Raw genomic sequence first — 18,463 nt, 5'->3', positions numbered from 1 at the left:
CGCCGCCCGGCGCCGGGCACTCCTAGTCGGGGGTCAGGCGGAAGACCGGCCAGCCGATCTCGGTACGCCAGTCGGTGGGGACGTCGGTGTCGCGCGGCCCGACGAGGTAGGTCTCGCGGATCGGCCCGTCGACGACCAGCGCGTGGGCGACCACCCAGGCGCCGAGCCGTCCGTAGGTGACGTCGATGTCGTCGTGCGGGCCGGAGTGCACGGCGACGGCGAACTCGGCCGCCGGCAGGTCGACGACCTCGATCCGCCCGGCCGGGCGGGGACGACGGACCGGCCGGTAGACGGTCACGGCGCCGGCGCCGTCGGTGAACAGCTCGTTGGCGTACTGGCCGCCCGGTGGTCCGGTGCGCTCGCCCACCGGGTACGCCGCGTCCAGCTCCGCCATCGCGCCGTCGTACCAGGTGCCGGCCCGCGCCAACTCGACGTCTGCGCGCACCGCGGCGACGGTGAGCCGGGGGACGGCGCGCAGTTCGACCGACAGGTCGTGGTCGTCGGGGCGCAGCAGCCGACGCAGGGCGGTGACGGCCCCCCGGGTGCGGTCCAGCGTCTCCTCCAGGCGACGCAGGTGCCCGGCGATCAGGTCGGTGCGCCGGGCGGGGTCGTCGGTGGCGAGGATCGCCTTGACCTCGGCCAGTGGCACGTCCAGCTCGCGTAGTCGGTGGATCACCTGCGCGGGCGGTACCTGGTTCGTAGAGTAGTAGCGGTAGCCGGTGAAGGGGTCCACGGTCTCCGGCTCCAGCAGCCCGGCCTCGTGGTAGCGACGCAACGTCCGCACGCTCAGGTGGGTGACCGTCGCGAACTCCCCGATCGTCATGCCCTTGCGCATGCCCTCACTCTGCACCTTCCCCACGCGGGAGAGTCGACGACTTGACCCTCTCCCGCCGAGAGACCTCACGGTGGGCACATGGACGCAATCGACTGGAGCCGGGCGAGCCGGATCTCGCCGGACGAACTGCCCGAAACGATCACGCAGTACCTCGTCGCGCACCAGGCCCGGGACGCCGACGCGGCGGTGGCACGCTTCACCCCCGACGCGTCGGTGACCGACGAGGGCCGGACCCACCGGGGACCCGAGCAGATCCGGGACTGGCTGTCCCACTCGTCGAGCGAGTACACGTACACCTCGGAGCTGGTCGCGGCGGCCCGGGTCGACGACCGGAACTACGACGCGGTCCACCACCTGGAGGGCGACTTCCCCGGCGGCGTCGCCGACCTGCACTTCCGGTTCACGCTCCGGGACGGGCTGATCGCCCGCCTGGTGATCGAGCCGTGACGGCCGGGGCTCGGCCGGTCCGACCGGAGCGCACGCCGGTGTGAGCCGCCCCACCGGCGCGGCGTGGACACCGCGCCCCGGTGCGGACCGGTCGGCGCCGGGCGCATCCAGGCCGCCCCCTTCCGACGAACCCCTCGGTAGTGACCGTCTACCGAGGGGTGCGTCCGGTGGTGACCGATCCGATCCCGGCCGATGTCGTCGAGACCGCCCGCAAGCACCTCACGCTGGCGGCGGAGGACCTGGACGGCAACCGGGTCGCCGCGCTGGTCGTCGAGGCCGCGGGCCGGTGGGGGGTGGCGCCGGTGTGGGAGGGTGTCTGCGCGCCGATGCTGGCCGCGCTGCCCGGCCGCAGCGCCGCCGAGGTGGCCGTGGAACACGCCTTCTCGGAGGGCCTGCGGTCCGGACTGGACGTGCTGCTGCGCGGGCCGGGGACACCACCCCCGGCCGGCGGCATCCTGCTCGCCGGGGCGGAACAGGAGTTGCACTGCCTCGGTCTGCACGCGCTCGCCGCGGCGCTGCGCGAGGCCGGTCTGGGCAGCCTGCTGCTCGGTGCCGCGCTGCCCTGGCCGGCGCTGGCCAGCGCGGTGCGTCGGACCCGCCCGCACACCGTGGTGGTGTGGTCGCAGACACCGATGACCGGGCGGGCGTACCGCGCGGTCCGGTTCGCGCGGGAGTTCCCGTCGGTGCGGGTGCACGGGGCCGGGCCGGGCTGGATCACGCCGCCGGCCACGCCGGCCGGGCATCTGACCAGCCTGTCGGACGCGCTCGCCGCGTGTCGCGACGCCGCCCGGCAGCGGGACGAGGCGCGGTAGGCGGTATCCGTCCCGCGCGGCTCGCGCGCCGCGGGCGGCGGCCGGTCAGCCGACCCGGAAGCCGCGCAGGAGGGCGGCGACGGCGGACTCCGGGTCGAAGTCGTCGTCGGGGGCGGCGAGTTGGTTGCCGAGGAGCCCGTCGACGAGCGCGAGCAGCGCCCGGAAGTGGGCGGGCGGGTCGGTCGAGCCGAGCGCGGCGAGCAGCGGCACCCCCCACCCGGCCAGCCGCGCCCGCCCGGCCTCGATGGCGGGGCGCAGCTCGGGCCGCACGGCCGCCTCCACGAACAGCGCGTACCGGGCCAGTGTGACCACCCGCTCCTCGTCGGTGAACCGCCGGACCAGCCGGCCGAGCACGCGGGTGAACCCGTTGACGTCGCCGGGCGGCAGATCCGCGGCGAGTCGCTGCCAGGTCTGCGTCTCCACCTCGACCAGTCGCTCGAAGACGCCGTCGACCAGCGCTTCCCGGGTGCGGAACCGGTTGGACGCGGAACCCTCGGGCAGTCCCGCCTCCGCGTCCACCGCCCGGTGGGTGAGCTGCCGCGGCCCCCGGGTGCCGAGCACCCGGATGGCGGCGTCGAGCAGAAGCTGCCGGCGATCGGTCACCGGGTCAGACTACAGGCGTAGTGGAAATGACTACATCTGTAGTACGGTGGCCGGCATGGACGGTCGGGCGGTGGTGGTCGGTGGCGGCGTGGGTGGGCTCGCGGCGGGCGTCGGGCTGCGCGCCGCCGGCTGGGAGGTGACGGTTCTGGAGCGCTCCGCCGGGCTGCCGGAGACCGGCACCGGGCTCGGCATCTGGCCCGGGGCGATGCGCGCGCTGGACACGCTCGGCGTGGGCGACGAGGTGCGCCGCCGCGGCCGCCGGCAGGTCGGCGGGACGATCCGGCGGCCGGACGGCAGTCGCATCGCCACCATCGACGTCGACCGGCTGGAGCGCCGGCACGGCGAGCCGGTGCACCTGGTCACCCGGCCGGTGCTGCTCGCGGTGCTCGCCGCCGCGCTACCGGGGCCGGTGCTGCGCCTCGCCGCCCCGGTCACCGACCCGCGCGCCCTGCTCGACGCGTACGACCTCGTGGTCGGCGCGGACGGGATCAACAGCGTGGTCCGCGTCGCCCTGCACGGCGACCGCTACCCGCTGCGCCACGCCGGCGCGGTGGCCTGGCGGGGCGTGGTCGACACGGAGGTGCCCGAGGGCGGCGAGACCTGGGGGAGGGGGCGCAAGTTCGGGCTCACGCCAGCGGGCCCGGGGCGCACCAACTGGTACGCCGCGGTGAGCCTGCCCGAGGGTCATCCCGCGCCGACGGACGACCGGGCCGAGTTGCGTCGGCTCTTCGGTGACTGGCACCGGCCGGTGCCGCAGGTGCTCGACGCCCTCACGCCCGACGGGATCCTCCGGCACGAGATCCGCGACCTGACCCCGTTGCCGTCCTACGTGGGCGACCGGACGGCGCTGCTGGGCGACGCCGCGCACGCCATGACGCCGGACCTCGGGCAGGGCGCCTGCCAGGCGCTGATCGACGCGGTGGCGCTGGCCGACTGCCTCCGCGCCGCCGGCGACCTGCCGGCCGGGCTGCGGGCGTACGACCGGCGCCGCCGGCGGCCCACCCAGCGGATCGCGGCCGGCGCGCGGTGGGCGGGCCGGCTCGCCCAGGCCCGACGCCTGCTGCCGGTACGCGACGCGGTGCTCCGGCTGGCGCTGGCCGCCGGCCCGCCCGCCTGACCGTGACCTGGCGCACATTCGATACGAACCGGTTCCGTATCGAAACCCGCTCACCTACGCTCGGCTGCGTTACGAGTCTGCCCCGTATCGTATTCCGACGCGGGTGAGCCGGGGGGAGAACCCGAATGGAACCGCACGAGAACACCGGACACCCGAGGAGGTGGGCGATCCTCGGGGTGCTGGTGATCAGCCTCCTCGTGGTCGTCCTCGACAACACGATCCTCAACGTCGCGCTGCGCACCCTCGCCGACCCGGTGCACGGCCTCGGCGCCAGCCAGGGCGAGCTGGAATGGGCGATCAACTCCTACACGCTCGTCTTCGCCGGCCTGCTGTTCACCTTCGGCGTGCTCGGCGACCGGCTCGGCCGCCGCCGCTTCCTCATCTTCGGGCTGGCGCTGTTCGGGCTCGCCTCGCTGCTGTCGGCGTACGCGCAGGACCCGGCGCAGCTGATCGCCGCCCGGGCGCTGATGGGGGTCGGCGGCGCGGCGATCATGCCGGTGACGCTCTCGATCATCTCCAACGTGTTCGACCCCCGCGAGCGGGCCAAGGCGATCGGGGTCTGGGCCGGCGCGGTCGGCCTCGCCGTGGCGATCGGCCCGGTGCTCGGCGGCGCGCTCCTGGAGCGCTACTGGTGGGGCTCGGTCTTCCTGATCAACGTGCCGGTGGTGGTGCTCGGCGTGGTGCTGGTCGCGGTGCTGGTCCCCGAGTCCCGCGATCCCTCGCCCGGCCGGGTCGACCTGCTCGGCGTCCTGCTGTCCGTGGTCGGCCTGGTCGCCCTCACCTACGGCATCATCGACGGCGGCGAGCACGGCTTCGGCCGGCCGCAGGTCTGGGTCGCGATCGTCGGCGGCCTGGCGGTGCTCGGCTGGTTCGTGGCCCATGAGCTGCGCAGCGACCACCCGTCGCTGGACGTGCGGCTGTTCCGGGTGCCCCGGTTCGCCGCCCCGGTGGCCCTGGTCGGCCTGGTCTTCTTCGCCGCCATGGGCGTGATGTTCTTCGGCGCGTTCTACCTTCAGCTGGTGCGCGGCTACAGCCCGCTGGAGAGCGGCCTGCTGTTCCTGCCGTTCGCGGCCGCGCAGCTGATCTTCGCGCCGCGCAGCGCGGCCATGGTCCGCCGCTACGGCGGCCGGACGGTGGCCGCGGTCGGGCTGCTGCTCACCACGATCGCGCTCGCCGCGTTCGTCTTCATCGACGCGGACACGCCGATCTGGATCTTCTCGGCGCTGGGCTTCGTCCAGGGCGCCGGCATGGCCAACATCATGCCGCCGGCCACCGAGTCGATCATGTCGGCGCTGCCCCGGGAGAAGGCCGGGGTCGGCTCGGCGGTCAGCAACACCATCCGCCAGGTCGCCGGCGCGCTCGGCGTGGCGGTGCTCGGCTCGGTGCTCTCCGCGGTCTACCGGGACCAGGTCGCCCCGGCGGTCGCCGCCCTGCCCGCCCCGGTCCGCGACGCGGCCCGCGAGTCGGTCTCCGGGGCGTACGCGGTCGCCGACCGGCTCGGCCCGGCCGCGCCGCGACTGATCGACGCGGCCAACGACTCGTTCGTCTCGGCCATGCACTGGGCGGCCGGCGTCTCCGCGCTGGTGGCGGCGCTCGGCATGGTGATCGTGCTGCGGTGGATGCCGGGCCGGCCGGTCGTCGCCCCCGACGCCGCTCCGGCCACGGAGCGGGAGTTGGCCGGGACCGCGTAGGTTCGTGGACAATGTCTGACATGACTTCCACGGCGGATGCTCCGCGGTCGCCCGGGCGACCGCGGAGCACCCGCGCGGACGAGGCGATCGTGGAGGCCACCCTCGACCTGCTGGCCGAGGGCAGCACCGTCGAGGCGCTCTCCATCGAGGCGATCGCGGCCCGCGCCGGCGTCGGCAAGGCCACCATCTACCGTCGCTGGCCGGGCAAGGAGGCGCTGCTGCTCGACGCGCTGGGCCGGCTCAAGGGCGCCCCGCCCCGCACCGGCGGCCGCTCGGTCCGCGACGACCTGGTCCTGCTGGTCGGCGCCGTGGGCCAGCACGTCGACCCCCGGGTCCGCAAGATCATGCCGTGTCTGGTGCCCGAGGTGAGCCGCAGTTCCGCGCACCGCCAGGCCTACGAGGCGATCATCGAGCCCCGGCGCCAGGCCATGCGCGAGGTGCTGCTGCGCGCCGTGGACAACGGGGATCTGCGCGCCGACCTCGACGTCGAGCTCGCCATGGCGCTGCTCACCGCGCCGATGCTGACCCAGCGGATGCTGCACTGGCACCCCGACCGGGACGAGCGGATCCTGCCCGAGCGGATCGTCGACGCGGTCCTGGACGGCCTGCGCCCCCGCTGACCCGGCCGGCTCAGCCGGCCGGGGTGCGCAACCGGTGCAGCCGCAACGCGAGCTGCACCTCCAGCGCCCGCTCCGGGCGCTGCCAGTCGGCGCCCAGCAACTGCCCGACCCGCTCCAGCCGCTGGGTCACCGTGTTCACGTGCACGTGCAGCTGCTCGGCCGCCCGGGCCAGGCTGCCGCCCACCCCGAAGTACGCCTCCAGCGTCTTCACCAGCGCGGTGCCGCGCCGGGCGTCGTAGTCGACCACCGGCCCCACCGTCGCGGTGAGGAACCGGGTCACGTCCCGGTCGCCGGAGTCGCCGACCGCGCCCAGCAGCAGCCCGACGAAACCCAGCTCCGCGGTGCTCGCCCCCTGCCCGGCCCGGCCCAGCGCACCGAGCGCGGTCAGGCAGCGCTCCGCCTCGGCGAACGTGACCGCCAGCGACGCCGGACCGGTCGACGGCCCGCTCGCCCCGGCGGTCACCGGGCGGCCGGTCACCCGGGACAGGTCCCGGGCCACCGCGCGGGCCGCCCCGCCGGCGTCCTGGCCGGGCAGCATCAGCACCACCCGGCCGTCGCGCGCCGCGGCCAGCCCACCCCGGGTCGACGCGTACGTGGTGGCCCACGACAGCACCCGCTGCCGGGCCGAGCCGGTCTCGGCGAACGCGTCGTCGCCGACCGCCACCAGCACGTGCGGCGCGTCGAGGTCGACCCCGATCCGGCGGGCCCGGCTGCGCAACGCGTCTGTGTCCCGCAACGGCCGGGCGATCAGGTCGTCGAGCAGCTCACCCCGGACCCGACCCTCCGCCTCGGCCACCGTGCGGCGGAACAGCAGCAGCAACGCGGTCACCAGCGCCGCCCGCTCCAGGATCCGCTGGTCGGCGTCGACCAGCTCGTCGTCCGGGCGCAGCACCAGCGCGCCCAGGTTCTCCGCGCCGGCCACCACCGCGGCGTACCAGAGCGGGCCGCGCCGCACGCTGCGCCCCTCGGTCCGCGACGCGGCCACCGCCTCCACGATGTCCGCCCGGTCCGGCTCGGAGATCTCGCCGACCCGGGCCAGCCGCCGGCCCTCCGCGTCCAGCGCCAGCAGCGCCCCGCCGAGCACCTCGGTGACCGCCGCGGCCACGTCCTCCATCCCGCCGCCCCGCACGACCAACGCGGTCATCCGGTCGTGCGCGGCCGCGGCGCGCTCCACCGACGTGCTGTGCGCCTGGATCGTGCCGTTCGCCGCCGACAGCTCCTCCAGCGCCGCGCGGGTCTCGGCCAGCAGCCGGGCGGTGTCGATCGCCACCGCCGCGTGCGCGGCCAGGGAGACCAGCAGCGACACCTCCTCCCGGGCGAACGGCCGGGCCGAGCGGTTGGCCGCGTAGAGCACGCCGATCACGCTCGAACCGAGCCGCAGCGGCACGCCGAGGATGGCCACGAGGCCCTCCTCGCCCACCCCGCCGTCGATCTCCCCGGTGTGCCGGAACCGCTCGTCCTCCGGGTAGTTCGCGGTGGCGTACGGGGTGCCGGTCTGCGCCACCAGCCCGCCCAGTCCGTCGCCCATCTCCAGCCGCAGCCGCTGGAAGCGGGCCGAGATCGACCCGTCGGTGACCCGCATGTAGGTGTCGCCGCGCTCGTCGTCGTTGAGCGTCATGTAGGCCACGTCGGTGCCGAGCAGGATCCGCGCCCGGTGCACGATCGCCCGCAGCACGTCGTCCAGGTCGCGCAGGCCGGCCAGGTCGTTGGCGGTGTCGTACAGGCCGGACAGCTCGGTCTCCCGCCGGCGGCGGCGCTCCAGCAGCGCCCGCACCCGCAGCGCCACCACCTTCGCCTGCTCCAGCTCGGCCAGGCGGTCGGCGGGCAGGCCGGCGGCGCGCGCGGCGACCAGCGGGCCCTCGAACTCGACCGCGGCGGCCTCGCGCGCCAGCAGCTCCAGGAACTCGACCGGCGACGACATGACCGACATTGTGCGCGGCGCCACTAGTTCGCCGTCCAGCCCCCGTCGAGGGCGATCGACGCGCCGGTGAGGAACGCGGCGGGGGGCGCGCACAGGTACGCCACCAGCTCGGCCACCTCCTCCGGCTCGATCAGCCGCTTGATCGCCGCCCGGGCCAGCATGATCTTCTCCACCACCTCGTCCTCGCCGATGCCGTGGCTGGCCGCCTGGTCGGCGATCTGGCTCTCCACCAGCGCGGTCCGCACGTACGCCGGGTTGATGCAGTTGGCCGTCACCCCGTGCGCCGCGCCCTCCAGGGCCACCACCTTCGACAGGCCCTCCAGCGCGTGCTTCGCCGACACGTACGCCGCCTTGTACGGCGACGCGCGCAGCCCGTGCACCGAGGAGATGTTCACGATCCGGCCCCAGCCGTTGGCGTACATCCGGGGCAGCGCCCGGCGGATCAGCAGGAACGGCGCCTCCACCATCACCCGCTGGATGTACTCGAACCGCTCCACCGGGAACTCCTGCACCGGCGCCACGTGCTGCAGGCCGGCGTTGTTCACCACGATGTCGGCGTCGACGTCGAGCCGGTCCACCGCCTCCGGGTCGGCCAGGTCGACCCCCTCGGCCCGGCCGCCCGCCTCGGCCGCCACCGCCTTCGCCGCCTCCACGTTGCGGTCCAGCACCACCACCGAGGCGCCGGCCGCCGCCAGGCGCAGGGCGCAGGCCCGTCCGATGCCGCTGCCACCACCGGTCACCAGGGCGTTGCGACCGGAGAGGTCGACGTGTACGACGTGGGGGACCGCCACGGGTTCTGCCGTCATGGCGCAAGAAGTTACGAGGCGTGTGGCCTCGGGCACATGGGGCGGCGACACATACTCGACCGCTTCAGTGTGTGGTGTGTTGCGCTCCGATCGCACCCGGCGTGTCCGGGCGTCCGGTCGTCGGAGCACACCAGTAGGGTGTGTCGAACACACGTACTGCTGACGGCTCGGGGAGGAGGCGGCGTGCGCGTGCTCGGCGTCGACCCGGGGCTGACCCGGTGCGGGGTCGGCGTGGTCGAGGGCGTCCCCGGTCGCCCGTGCACGCTGGTCGCCTACTACGTGGTCTACACCGACCCCGAGGACGACCTGCCGCTGCGCCTGCTGCACCTGGACCGGTCGCTCACCGACCTGGTCGCCGAGCACCGGCCGGACGCGGTCGCGGTGGAGCGCGTGTTCAGCCAGCACAACGTGCGCACGGTGATGGGCACCGCCCAGGCCAGCGGCATCGCGGTGCTCGCCGGCGCCCGGGCCGGGCTGCCGGTGACCACCTACACGCCGAGCGAGGTGAAGGCGGCGGTGACCGGTTCCGGTCAGGCCGACAAGGCGCAGATGACGGCCATGGTCACGAGGCTGCTTCGGCTCGCCGAGCCGCCTCGCCCGGCCGACGCCGCCGACGCCCTGGCGCTGGCCATCTGTCACGTCTGGCGCGGTGGCACCCGGTCCAAGCTGGCCGCCGCCGCCCAGCGGGCCCGACGAGGAGGGGCACGATGATCGCCAGCGTTCGCGGCACGGTGACCGCCACCGGTCCGGACCACGCGGTGGTGGAGGTGGGCGGCATCGGCCTGGCCGTGCAGTGCGCCCCCGGTACGCTCGCCGACCTGCGGGTCGGCCAGCCGGCCCGGCTGGCCACCAGCCTGGTGGTCCGGGAGGACTCGCTCACCCTCTACGGCTTCGCCGACGACGACGCGAAGCAGTTGTTCGAGTTGCTGCAGACCGCCAGCGGCGTGGGCCCCCGGCTGGCCCAGGCGGTGCTCGCGGTGCACACGCCGGACGCGGTCCGCAAGGCCATCGCCAACGCCGACACCGCCGCGCTGACCCGGGTGCCCGGGATCGGCAAGAAGGGCGCCGAGCGGCTCGTGCTGGAGCTGCGCGACCGGGTCGGTCCGGTGCCGGTCGGCCCCGACGGCGCGGCCGGGGTGACCGTCGGCGCCTGGCCGGAGCAGGTGCGTCAGGCGCTGGTCGGGCTCGGCTGGACGGCCGCGCAGGCCGACCAGGCGGTGGCCGCGGTGGCGGAGACCGTCGACGGCGAGACGCCGCCGGTGCCGGTCCTGCTCAAGCAGGCCATCCGTCTGCTGGGCCGCACCCGATGACGGGCCCGCGCGGATGACCGGCGACAACCTGGTCTCGGCGTACGTCAGCGACGCCGAGCGGGACGCCGAGGCCAGCGTCCGGCCGAAGCGGCTCGCCGAGTTCATCGCCCAGGACCGGGTGCGCGACCAGCTCGACCTGCTGTTGCAGGGCGCGATGCGGCGCGGCTCCCCACCGGACCACATTCTCCTGTCGGGGCCGCCCGGCCTCGGGAAGACCTCGCTGGCCAACATCGTCGCGGCGGAGCTGGGTGCGGGCATCCGGGTGACCAGCGGGCCGGCCATCGAGCGCTCCGGTGACCTGGCCGCGATCCTGACCAGCCTGGCCGAGGGCGACGTGCTCTTCATCGACGAGATCCACCGGATCGCCAAGCCGGCCGAGGAGCTGCTCTACAGCGCCATGGAGGACTTCCGGGTCGACGTGGTGGTCGGCAAGGGCCCCGGCGCCACCGCCATCCCGCTCGACGTGGAGCCGTTCACGCTGGTCGGCGCCACCACCCGCTCGGGTCTGCTGACGGGCCCGATGCGGGACCGGTTCGGCTTCGTCGCGCACCTCGACTTCTACGCGCCGGCCGACCTGGAGACGCTGCTGCACCGTTCCGCCCGGATCCTCGGCGTGCCGATCACCACCGACGGCGCGGCCGAGATCGCCGGCCGGTCCCGGGGCACGCCCCGGATCGCCAACCGGCTGCTGCGCCGGGTGCGCGACTACGCCGAGGTGCGGGCCGACGGTGTGGTGACGGTGGAGACGGCGCGGTCCGCGCTGACCGTCTACGACGTGGACGCGCTCGGCCTGGACCGGCTGGACCGGGCGGTGCTCACCGCGCTGGTCGACTCGTTCCGGGGCGGCCCGGTCGGGCTCTCCACCCTGGCGGTGGCCGTGGGGGAGCAGCCGGACACGGTCGAGGAGGTCTGCGAGCCGTTCCTGGTCCGGGCCGGGCTGCTGGCCCGGACCCCGCGGGGCCGGGTCGCGACGGCGGCTGCCTGGCATCATCTGGGGCGTACGCCCCCGAATGGTACATTTGGTGCGGACGCCCCGGCCGGGCCCGATCTGTTCTCGGTCCAGACCGATCAGCCGTGATCCGAACGTGATCTGTGCCGCATTCGGTGTTCTCAGGAGCAGGGACTAGACTTCGCCGCGGTCTGTACAGGACGTGAGAATCCGCCTCCGCTGCGGTGCCCTCCGGGGCCGGCGGGGGCCAACCGGAAGGTCGACACCGTGCTTTACGCAGCAGCGAGTGGCGGGGGAGCCGGCGGTCTGACGCCGATCCTCATGATCGCTCTGCTCTTCGTCGTCATGTACTTCATGATGATCCGTCCGCAGCAGAAGCGCCGCCGTGAGGCCGAGCAGATGCAGTCCGCCCTCTCCCCGGGCGACGAGGTGGTCACCATCGGCGGCCTGCACGGCACGGTCACCGTGGTCGAGGACGACACGGTCCTGCTGGAGGTCGCTCCCGGCGTGCAGACCCGCTACGCCCGCCCGGCCGTGGCCCGGGTGATCAAGCGGGCCGAGGCGCCGGCGGCCGAGACGATCAGCGAGGAAGCCGAGCCGGTCAAGGAGTGACCGCCCGCCCCGGACGGGGCAGCGGGGACACCCGCACAAGTGGATAGTTGGGTCGGCGTCGGACGCCGGCACGCGGGCAGGCCCGCGCGGCGCCCCCGCGTCGCGTCCGGGTCGGCGTGCCGTCCGCCGGGGCCGACCAGCCGGAGCAGTCGGGCGGACACCCCCGGCCCGACAGATGTCGCCGCCGCGGAAGCGGCGCGACCGTACAGGGAGACAGGACAGCCGTGGCACCACCTCAGGGACAGATGCGCCCCGGACGGCAGCTCGCCGTGCTCGGGTTCATCTTCGTCGTCCTCTATCTTTTGGTGTTCTTCTCGGGCGGCGCCAGCGGTGGCTGGAAGGACCGGCTGGAGCCCCGGCTCGGCCTGGACCTCATCGGCGGCACCCGGCTGACGCTCGAGGCCACCAACACGGTCGACGGCAAGCCGCCGACCGCCGGCAACCTCGAGGAGGCCCGCCAGATCATCGAGAGCCGGGTCAACGCCTACGGCGTGGCCGAGGCCGAGGTGGTCACCGAGGGCAACCGCAACATCGTCATCTCCCTGCCCGGCCAGAACCGTGACCTGACCGACGTCGGCAGCGCGGCCGAGCTGCGCTTCCGCAAGGTGCTCAAGGCCACCGACGGCAGCGGTGCGGCCCTTGCCCCGCCGCCGAGCCCGAGCGCCAGCCCGGCCCCGTCCGGCAGCGCCAGCCCCAAGCCGTCGGGCAGCGCGTCGGCGAAGCCGTCCGGCAGCGCCTCGCCGAAGGCGGGCACGAGCGCCAAGGCGACCGCCTCGCCGAGCGCCGGCGGGCAGGGCGGCATGGCCCCGGCGCCGAGCGCCAGCGCCACGCCGACCCCCTCGGCATCGCCGAGCGCCGCCGCGCCGAGCCCGAGCGCCAGTGCCGCCCCGGTGCCGCAGAGCGTCGAGCAGCAGCGCAAGGCCGTCGAGCAGAAGGTTGGCGCGGCCGCCTGGGGCGCCGCCTCCGGCCTGAAGGCCCCGGCCGACCTCGCGACCGACCCGTCGCTGGCCGACAAGCTCAAGCCGTTCGGCACGCTCTCCCCGCAGGAGATCGCGGTGCTGCCGGTGGACATGCAGTTCAACGTCCCCTCGATCACCTGCGCCCAGCTGGACAAGCGGCCCGCCGCGTCGATCAAGGACGAGAACCAGCAGGCGGTGGCCTGTGAGGCCGGCGCGAAGTACCTGCTCGACAAGGCCAAGGTGCTGGGCACCGACGTCGACGACGCGAACGCTGTGCTCGACCAGACCAGCCAGTGGGTGGTCAGCCTCAACTTCACCGGCAAGGGCCAGGAGAAGTGGACCGCGCTGACCCGCGAGGCGTTCACCAACGAGGGCCAGGCCTGCGACCAGACCGCGCTCGGCCAGGACGGCAAGTGCCGGGTCGCCGTGGTGCTGGACAACGAGATCGTGTCGTCGCCCGAGATCCAGGGCGTGCTGACCGGTGACTCGCAGATCACCGGCAGCTTCGACAACAAGTCGGCGAACGCGCTGGCCAGCCAGCTCCGCTACGGCGCGCTGCCGGTGACGTTCGAGCAGCAGGAGCAGCAGAACGTGACCGCGACGCTGGGCGACAGCCACCTCCAGGCGGGTCTGCTGGCGGCCGGCATCGGCATGCTGCTGGTCATCATCTACTCGTTCTTCTACTACCGCCTGCTGGGCTCGGTGATCTTCCTCAGCCTGGTGCTCTCCGCGCTGCTGGTCTTCGGCGCGCTGGTGGTGCTCGGCCGGTCGATCGGCTTCACGCTGACGCTCGCCGGCATCGCCGGCATGATCGTCTCGCTCGGTGTGGCGGCGGACTCGTTCGTCATCTACTTCGAACGGCTCAAGGACGAGATCCGGGAGGGGCGCAGCCCACGCAGCGCGGTGCCGCGGGCCTGGATCCGGGCCCGCCGGACGATCATCTCGGCGAACGCCATCACGCTGATGTCGGCAGTGGTGCTCTACATCGTGTCGGTCGGCGCGGTGAAGGGCTTCGCCTTCGCGCTCGGCCTCGCGACCGTGCTGGACCTGGTCGTCGTGTTCCTCTTCCGCCACCCGATCATGACGATGTTCGCCCGCACCCGGGCGTTCCTGTCCCCGCGGGTCAGCGGTCTGGGTCGGGCGCTGCCGGCCCGGTCGGCCGAGTCGGGCACCGCCCGCAACCCGCGTGTCAAGGAGGCCTGAGATGGCTAAGAGTGGTCTGGCCGCCCGGCTCTACCGTGGCGAGGCCGATCTCAACATCGTCGGCCGGCGCAAGCTGTGGTTCGGCGTGGCCGGCGTGCTGGTGCTCATCGCGATCCTGAGCTTCGCGATCAGCGGCTTCAAGCTCGGCATCGAGTTCGCCGGCGGCAACTCGTTCCAGGTGCCGGCCAGCGTCGGCACGCTGGACCAGGCCGAGCGGACCGTCGACGAGGTGCTGGCCGACGAGGCGCCCGGCGTCGAGGTGGTCAGCGCGCAGAAGGTCGGCGGCACCAGCGGCGAGTTCTACGAGATGCGTTCCGGGCAGCTCACCGCGGAGCAGGCCAACGCGGCCAAGACCGCGATGGCCGAGAGGTTCGGCATCCAGGCCGACCAGATCAGCGGCAACCAGGTCTCCGAGGCCTGGGGCAGCCAGGTCACCTCGCGCGCGCTGCTCGGTCTGCTCATCTTCATCGCGGTGGTGTCGGTCTACCTGGTGCTGCGCTTCGAGTGGCGGATGGCGGTCGCCGCGATCGCCTCGCTGCTGACCAACCTGGTCCTCACCGCCGGCATCTACTCGCTGGTCGGCTTCGAGGTCACCCCGTCGACGATCATCGGCTTCCTCACCATCCTGGGCTTCGCGCTCTACGACGTGGTGGTGGTCTTCGACAAGGTGCAGGAGAACACGCGGGGCATCACCGCGAACAACAACCTCACCTACGGCGAGGCGTCCAACCTGGCGCTCAACCAGAGCCTCATGCGCTCGCTGAACACCTCGGTGGTCGCGCTGCTGCCGGTCGGCGGCCTGCTCTTCATCGGCGCCGGCCTGCTCGGCGCGGGCACGCTGAAGGACCTCGGTCTGGTGCTCTTCGTCGGTATGGCGGTGGCGTTCCTGACCTCGATCCTGCTGGCCACCCCGCTGCTGGTGCTGCTGAAGAACCAGGACCCGCGGATCAGCGCCCACAACAAGCGGGTGCTCGCCCGCCGGGGGGCGCTCGCCCGCGGCGAGATCACCCCGAAGGGTGCGCCGCGCGCCGCGCCGGTCGGCGACGAGCCGATCGACCCGGAGGCGGCAGCGCTGGCCGGCGCCGCGCCCAAGGTCGGCGCCCGGCCGGCCGGCAAGCGTCCCAGCGGCGCCCGGGGCGGTCGCCCCGCCGGCGGCGGGGGCAACCGGCCCGGCGGCGCGAAGCGCCGCTGACCCGGACGGAATCGACCGGACGGCGTCCGTCATGCTGGTGTCACGGCATGACGGACGCCGTTCGTCGTTTCGAGAGGACATGGGACGCACCGTGACGGAGACCCACACCGCCGGCGTACGGGGAGACAGCGGCCCGGAGGTCGCCCAGCTGGTCGCGAGCCGGCTGCTCGACGTGCCGGACTTCCCCAAGCCGGGGGTCATGTTCAAGGACCTGATGCCGCTCTTCGCCGACGGTGTCGCGTTCCGCGAGGTGATCGACGGGATCATCGCCTACCACGGGCCGGACTCGTTCGACACCGTCGCCGGGATCGAGGCGCGCGGGTTCGTGCTGGCGGCGGCCGTCGCGTACGCCACCGGGGTCGGTGTGGTGCCGGTGCGCAAGGCCGGCAAGCTGCCCCGCGCGACCCACTCCGCCTCCTACGCGCTGGAGTACGGCGAGGCGACGCTGGAGGTGCACCAGGACGCGTTCACCGCCGGGCACCGGGTGCTGGTGCTCGACGACGTGCTGGCCACCGGCGGGACCGCCGAGGCCACCCTCGACCTGGTGGAGCGGGCCGGCGGCACGGTCTCCGGTTTCACCGTCCTGCTGGAGCTGGGCTTCCTCAAGGGCCGCGAACGGCTCGCCCCGCGTCCGGTCCATGCCCTGCTGACCGTTTGACCCGCCGGCCGGTCGGCGCGACCGGCTCGGACCGTCCGGCGGAGCGGCGGCGTACCCTGCGTACGGGTAGCATTGCCCTTTGCCTGACCGGGCGGGCGACCGTCCGGGGCGGCGAGCCGCCGGGGCCCGGCCCCGGTGACCGGCGCGGAACAACACCGACCCCCGGGTCGGTTGAACCAGACGTCGGCCGCACGGCCGACGCATCCCCGGCGAGCGGTGAGGAGGCCGGTGTCCCACGATGTCGTCCCTCCGGTGGAGGGCACGGTGCACCCGACAGGCGACGCGGACGGCTCGGTGACCGAGCGCAGCGGCAATCCTCCGGCCCGGGCGACCGGTGCCACCGGGGGCGTGCCCGACGCGACGGCCGACGGCGGCGCGGTCGTGGTGCCGTTCCCGACCGACGACCCCTCGACCAGTGGCGGGTTCGCCCTCTCCAACGCGCCGACCGGCCGTCGGGTACGCGCCCGGCTGGCCCGGTTCAACGCGCCCTGGCAGACCTCGCAGGTCAGCGAGGTGCTGGAGCCGCTGATCTCCACCCACCGGGACGCCCACCCCAAGGCCGACGCCCGGCTGCTGCAGCGCGCCTTCGACACGGCCGCGCGCTGGCACTCGGGTCAGTACCGCAAGTCCGGCGACCCGTACATCACCCACCCGCTCGCCGTGGCGACCATCCTGGCCAACCTGGGCATGGACACCACGACGCTGGTCGCGGCGCTGCTGCACGACACGATCGAGGACACCGAATACACGCTCGACGCGATGCGGGCCGACTTCGGCGGTGAGGTCGCGCTGCTGGTCGACGGCGTCACCAAGCTCGACAAGGTCAAGCTGGGCGACGCGGCCAAGGCGGAGACGATCCGCAAGATGGTCGTGGCCATGGCGAAGGACCCTCGGGTCCTGGTGATCAAGCTGGCCGACCGGCTGCACAACATGCGGACGCTGACCTTCCTGCCCCGCCCCAAGCAGGAGCAGAAGGCCAAGGAGACGCTGGAGATCCTCGCCCCGCTGGCGCACCGCCTCGGTATGAACACGATCAAGTGGGAGCTGGAGGATCTGGCCTTCGGCACGCTGTTCCCGAAGCGGTTCGAGGAGATCAACCGGCTGATCGGGGAGCACCAGCCGCAGCGCGAGGCGCTGCTGCGCCAGGTGACCCAGAAGGTGTCGACCGACCTGAAGGCCGCCAAGATCAAGGCGGAGACCACCGGTCGGCCGAAGCACCTCTACTCGATCTACCAGAAGATGATCGTGCGGGGGCGCGACTTCAACGACATCTACGACCTGGTGGGTGTGCGGATCCTGGTCGACACGGTGCGGGACTGCTACGCGGCGCTGGGGGTCATCCACGCCAACTGGCAGCCGGTGCCGGGCCGGTTCAAGGACTACATCGCCATGCCCAAGTTCAACATGTACCAGTCGTTGCACACGACGGTCATCGGGCCCACCGGCAAGCCGGTGGAGATGCAGATCCGCACGTACGCGATGCACCGCACCGCGGAGTTCGGCATCGCCGCGCACTGGAAGTACAAGGAGCACAAGGGCACCCCGGTGGTGGGCCCGCCGGCGCACATTGACGAGATGACCTGGCTGCGGCAGCTGCTGGACTGGCAGCGCGAGGCCGCCGACCCGAGCGAGTTCCTGGACGCGCTGCGCTTCGACCTGTCCAGCCAGGAGGTGTACGTCTTCACCCCCAAGGGTGACGTCATCCCGCTGCCGACCGGGTCGACGCCCGTCGACTTCGCGTACGCGGTGCACACCGAGGTCGGGCACAAGTGCATCGGGGCGCGGGTCAACGGCAAGCTGGTGCCCCTCGAATCGACGCTGTCCAACGGCGACGTGATCGAGATCTTCACGTCGAAGTCCGACACTGCCGGCCCGACGCAGGACTGGCTGGGCTTCGTCAAGAGCCCGCGCGCCCGCACCAAGATCCGCCAGTACTTCAACAAGGAGCGGCGCGAGGAGGCGATCGAGGCCGGCAAGGACGCGATCGTCAAGGCGATGCGCAAGCAGGGCATGCCGTTGCAGCGGATGCTCACCTCGGACGCGTTGATGGCGATCGCCCGGGACCTACACCTGGCCGACGTGGCCTCGCTCTACGCGGCGGTCGGCGACAGCCAGGTCTCCGCGCAGTCGGTGGTGCAGAAGCTGATGGCCTCCTACGGCGGCGAGGAGGGCGCGGCGGAGGACATCGCCGAGACCGCCGTCGCCACCCGGCCGCCGCGCAGCCGGCAGAGCAGCGCCGACCCGGGCGTGGTGGTCCGCGGCGTCAGCGACGTCTGGATCAAGCTGGCCCGGTGCTGCACGCCGGTGCCGCCGGACTCCGTGTTCGGCTTCGTCACCCGCTCCGGCGGGGTCAGCGTGCACCGCGACGACTGCGCCAACGCCGAGGACCTGCGCGCCCAGCCCGAGCGGGTGGTCGAGGTGAGCTGGAAGCTCACCTCCGCCTCCACGTTCCTGGTCGCCATCCAGGTGGAGGCGCTGGACCGGCACAAGCTGCTGGCCGACGTCACCCGGGTGCTCTCCGAGGAGCGGGTGAACATCCTCTCCGCCACCGTCACCACCACCCGGGACCGGGTGGCGGTCAGCCGGTTCAGCTTCGAGATGGCCGACCCGAAGCACCTCGGGCACCTGCTCGCCGCGGTGCGCAAGGTCGACGGCGTCTTCGACGCGTACCGGGTCACCTCGGGGGCCTGAGCCGCCCACCCCGCACGCGGAAGCGCCCGCCGGCTGA

General features: G+C 73.5%; 17 protein-coding genes. 13 read left to right on the top strand and 4 right to left on the bottom strand.

Going from position 1 to position 18,463, the window contains the following annotated elements; all coding sequences use genetic code 11:
- Nucleotides 1-22: 22 nt before the first annotated feature.
- Nucleotides 23-859 (bottom strand): MerR family transcriptional regulator, encoded by an 837-nt coding sequence (locus CO540_RS08260; protein WP_253866555.1) that lies wholly within the window; start codon nt 857-859, stop codon nt 23-25.
- A gap of 54 nt (nt 860-913) precedes the next feature.
- Between CO540_RS08260 and CO540_RS08255 the strand changes: the two genes are divergently transcribed.
- The gene (locus tag CO540_RS08255; RefSeq protein ID WP_099161567.1) at nt 914-1,282 is read left to right on the top strand and encodes a nuclear transport factor 2 family protein; all 369 of its coding nucleotides are present in this window, start codon (nt 914-916) and stop codon (nt 1,280-1,282) included.
- Between the two features lie 170 nt (nt 1,283-1,452).
- Nucleotides 1,453-2,094 (top strand): transcriptional regulator, encoded by a 642-nt coding sequence (locus CO540_RS08250; protein ID WP_253866553.1) that lies wholly within the window; start codon nt 1,453-1,455, stop codon nt 2,092-2,094.
- 45 nt (nt 2,095-2,139) lie between these two features.
- On the opposite strand, the gene CO540_RS08245 is transcribed toward CO540_RS08250, so the two are convergent.
- On the bottom strand, nt 2,140-2,697 hold the full coding sequence (locus tag CO540_RS08245; RefSeq protein WP_099161566.1) for a TetR/AcrR family transcriptional regulator: 558 nt from the start codon (nt 2,695-2,697) through the stop codon (nt 2,140-2,142).
- Nucleotides 2,698-2,752: 55 nt separating this feature from the next.
- Between CO540_RS08245 and CO540_RS08240 the strand changes: the two genes are divergently transcribed.
- The 3 genes from CO540_RS08240 (at nt 2,753) to CO540_RS08230 (ending at nt 6,125) form a co-directional block, all read left to right on the top strand.
- Nucleotides 2,753-3,814: an FAD-dependent monooxygenase gene (locus tag CO540_RS08240; RefSeq protein WP_099164658.1), complete on the top strand. Its 1,062-nt coding sequence runs from the start codon at nt 2,753-2,755 to the stop codon at nt 3,812-3,814.
- Between the two features lie 125 nt (nt 3,815-3,939).
- The gene (locus CO540_RS08235; protein WP_099161565.1) at nt 3,940-5,505 is read left to right on the top strand and encodes an MFS transporter; all 1,566 of its coding nucleotides are present in this window, start codon (nt 3,940-3,942) and stop codon (nt 5,503-5,505) included.
- Between the two features lie 11 nt (nt 5,506-5,516).
- Nucleotides 5,517-6,125 carry a TetR/AcrR family transcriptional regulator gene (locus tag CO540_RS08230; protein WP_099161564.1) on the top strand — a complete coding sequence of 203 codons (609 nt, stop codon included), beginning with the start codon at nt 5,517-5,519 and terminating at the stop codon, nt 6,123-6,125.
- Between the two features lie 10 nt (nt 6,126-6,135).
- On the opposite strand, the gene CO540_RS08225 is transcribed toward CO540_RS08230, so the two are convergent.
- Complete coding sequence (locus CO540_RS08225; RefSeq protein WP_091578145.1) at nt 6,136-8,055, bottom strand: helix-turn-helix domain-containing protein; 1,920 nt, start codon at nt 8,053-8,055, stop codon at nt 6,136-6,138.
- A gap of 14 nt (nt 8,056-8,069) precedes the next feature.
- Complete coding sequence (locus CO540_RS08220) at nt 8,070-8,852, bottom strand: 3-hydroxybutyrate dehydrogenase (RefSeq protein ID WP_099161563.1); 783 nt, start codon at nt 8,850-8,852, stop codon at nt 8,070-8,072.
- A 183-nt stretch (nt 8,853-9,035) separates the two neighbouring features.
- Here CO540_RS08220 and ruvC point away from each other — a divergent pair, with 183 nt between their 5' ends.
- From ruvC to CO540_RS08180, 8 genes are all read left to right on the top strand, one after another.
- Complete coding sequence (gene ruvC, locus CO540_RS08215) at nt 9,036-9,563, top strand: crossover junction endodeoxyribonuclease RuvC (RefSeq protein ID WP_091578139.1); 528 nt, start codon at nt 9,036-9,038, stop codon at nt 9,561-9,563.
- Nucleotides 9,560-10,162, top strand: a complete 603-nt coding sequence (ruvA, locus tag CO540_RS08210) for a Holliday junction branch migration protein RuvA (protein ID WP_091578136.1) — start codon at nt 9,560-9,562, stop codon at nt 10,160-10,162. Before ruvC ends, ruvA begins: the two co-directional genes overlap by 4 nt.
- Before the next feature lie 13 nt (nt 10,163-10,175).
- Nucleotides 10,176-11,240: a Holliday junction branch migration DNA helicase RuvB gene (gene ruvB, locus CO540_RS08205; protein WP_099161562.1), complete on the top strand. Its 1,065-nt coding sequence runs from the start codon at nt 10,176-10,178 to the stop codon at nt 11,238-11,240.
- A gap of 138 nt (nt 11,241-11,378) precedes the next feature.
- Nucleotides 11,379-11,723: a preprotein translocase subunit YajC gene (gene yajC, locus CO540_RS08200; protein WP_091578132.1), complete on the top strand. Its 345-nt coding sequence runs from the start codon at nt 11,379-11,381 to the stop codon at nt 11,721-11,723.
- Between the two features lie 224 nt (nt 11,724-11,947).
- Entirely contained in the window at nt 11,948-13,885 is a 1,938-nt protein-coding gene (gene secD / locus CO540_RS08195; RefSeq protein WP_172967808.1) for a protein translocase subunit SecD, read from the top strand.
- Nucleotide 13,886: 1 nt separating this feature from the next.
- The gene (gene secF / locus CO540_RS08190) at nt 13,887-15,077 is read left to right on the top strand and encodes a protein translocase subunit SecF (RefSeq protein WP_099161560.1); all 1,191 of its coding nucleotides are present in this window, start codon (nt 13,887-13,889) and stop codon (nt 15,075-15,077) included.
- Nucleotides 15,078-15,168: 91 nt separating this feature from the next.
- Complete coding sequence (locus tag CO540_RS08185) at nt 15,169-15,735, top strand: adenine phosphoribosyltransferase (RefSeq protein ID WP_091583745.1); 567 nt, start codon at nt 15,169-15,171, stop codon at nt 15,733-15,735.
- Nucleotides 15,736-15,987: 252 nt separating this feature from the next.
- Nucleotides 15,988-18,426: a bifunctional (p)ppGpp synthetase/guanosine-3',5'-bis(diphosphate) 3'-pyrophosphohydrolase gene (locus tag CO540_RS08180; protein WP_172967999.1), complete on the top strand. Its 2,439-nt coding sequence runs from the start codon at nt 15,988-15,990 to the stop codon at nt 18,424-18,426.
- The last annotated feature ends 37 nt before the right edge of the window (nt 18,427-18,463 follow it).

It is taken from the genome of Micromonospora sp. WMMA2032 (genome assembly GCF_002688545.1).
GTDB lineage: Bacteria > Actinomycetota > Actinomycetes > Mycobacteriales > Micromonosporaceae > Micromonospora > Micromonospora sediminicola.
Note: the sequence above shows the minus strand (reverse complement) of the source record. Positions and strands in the feature narration are given on the sequence as shown.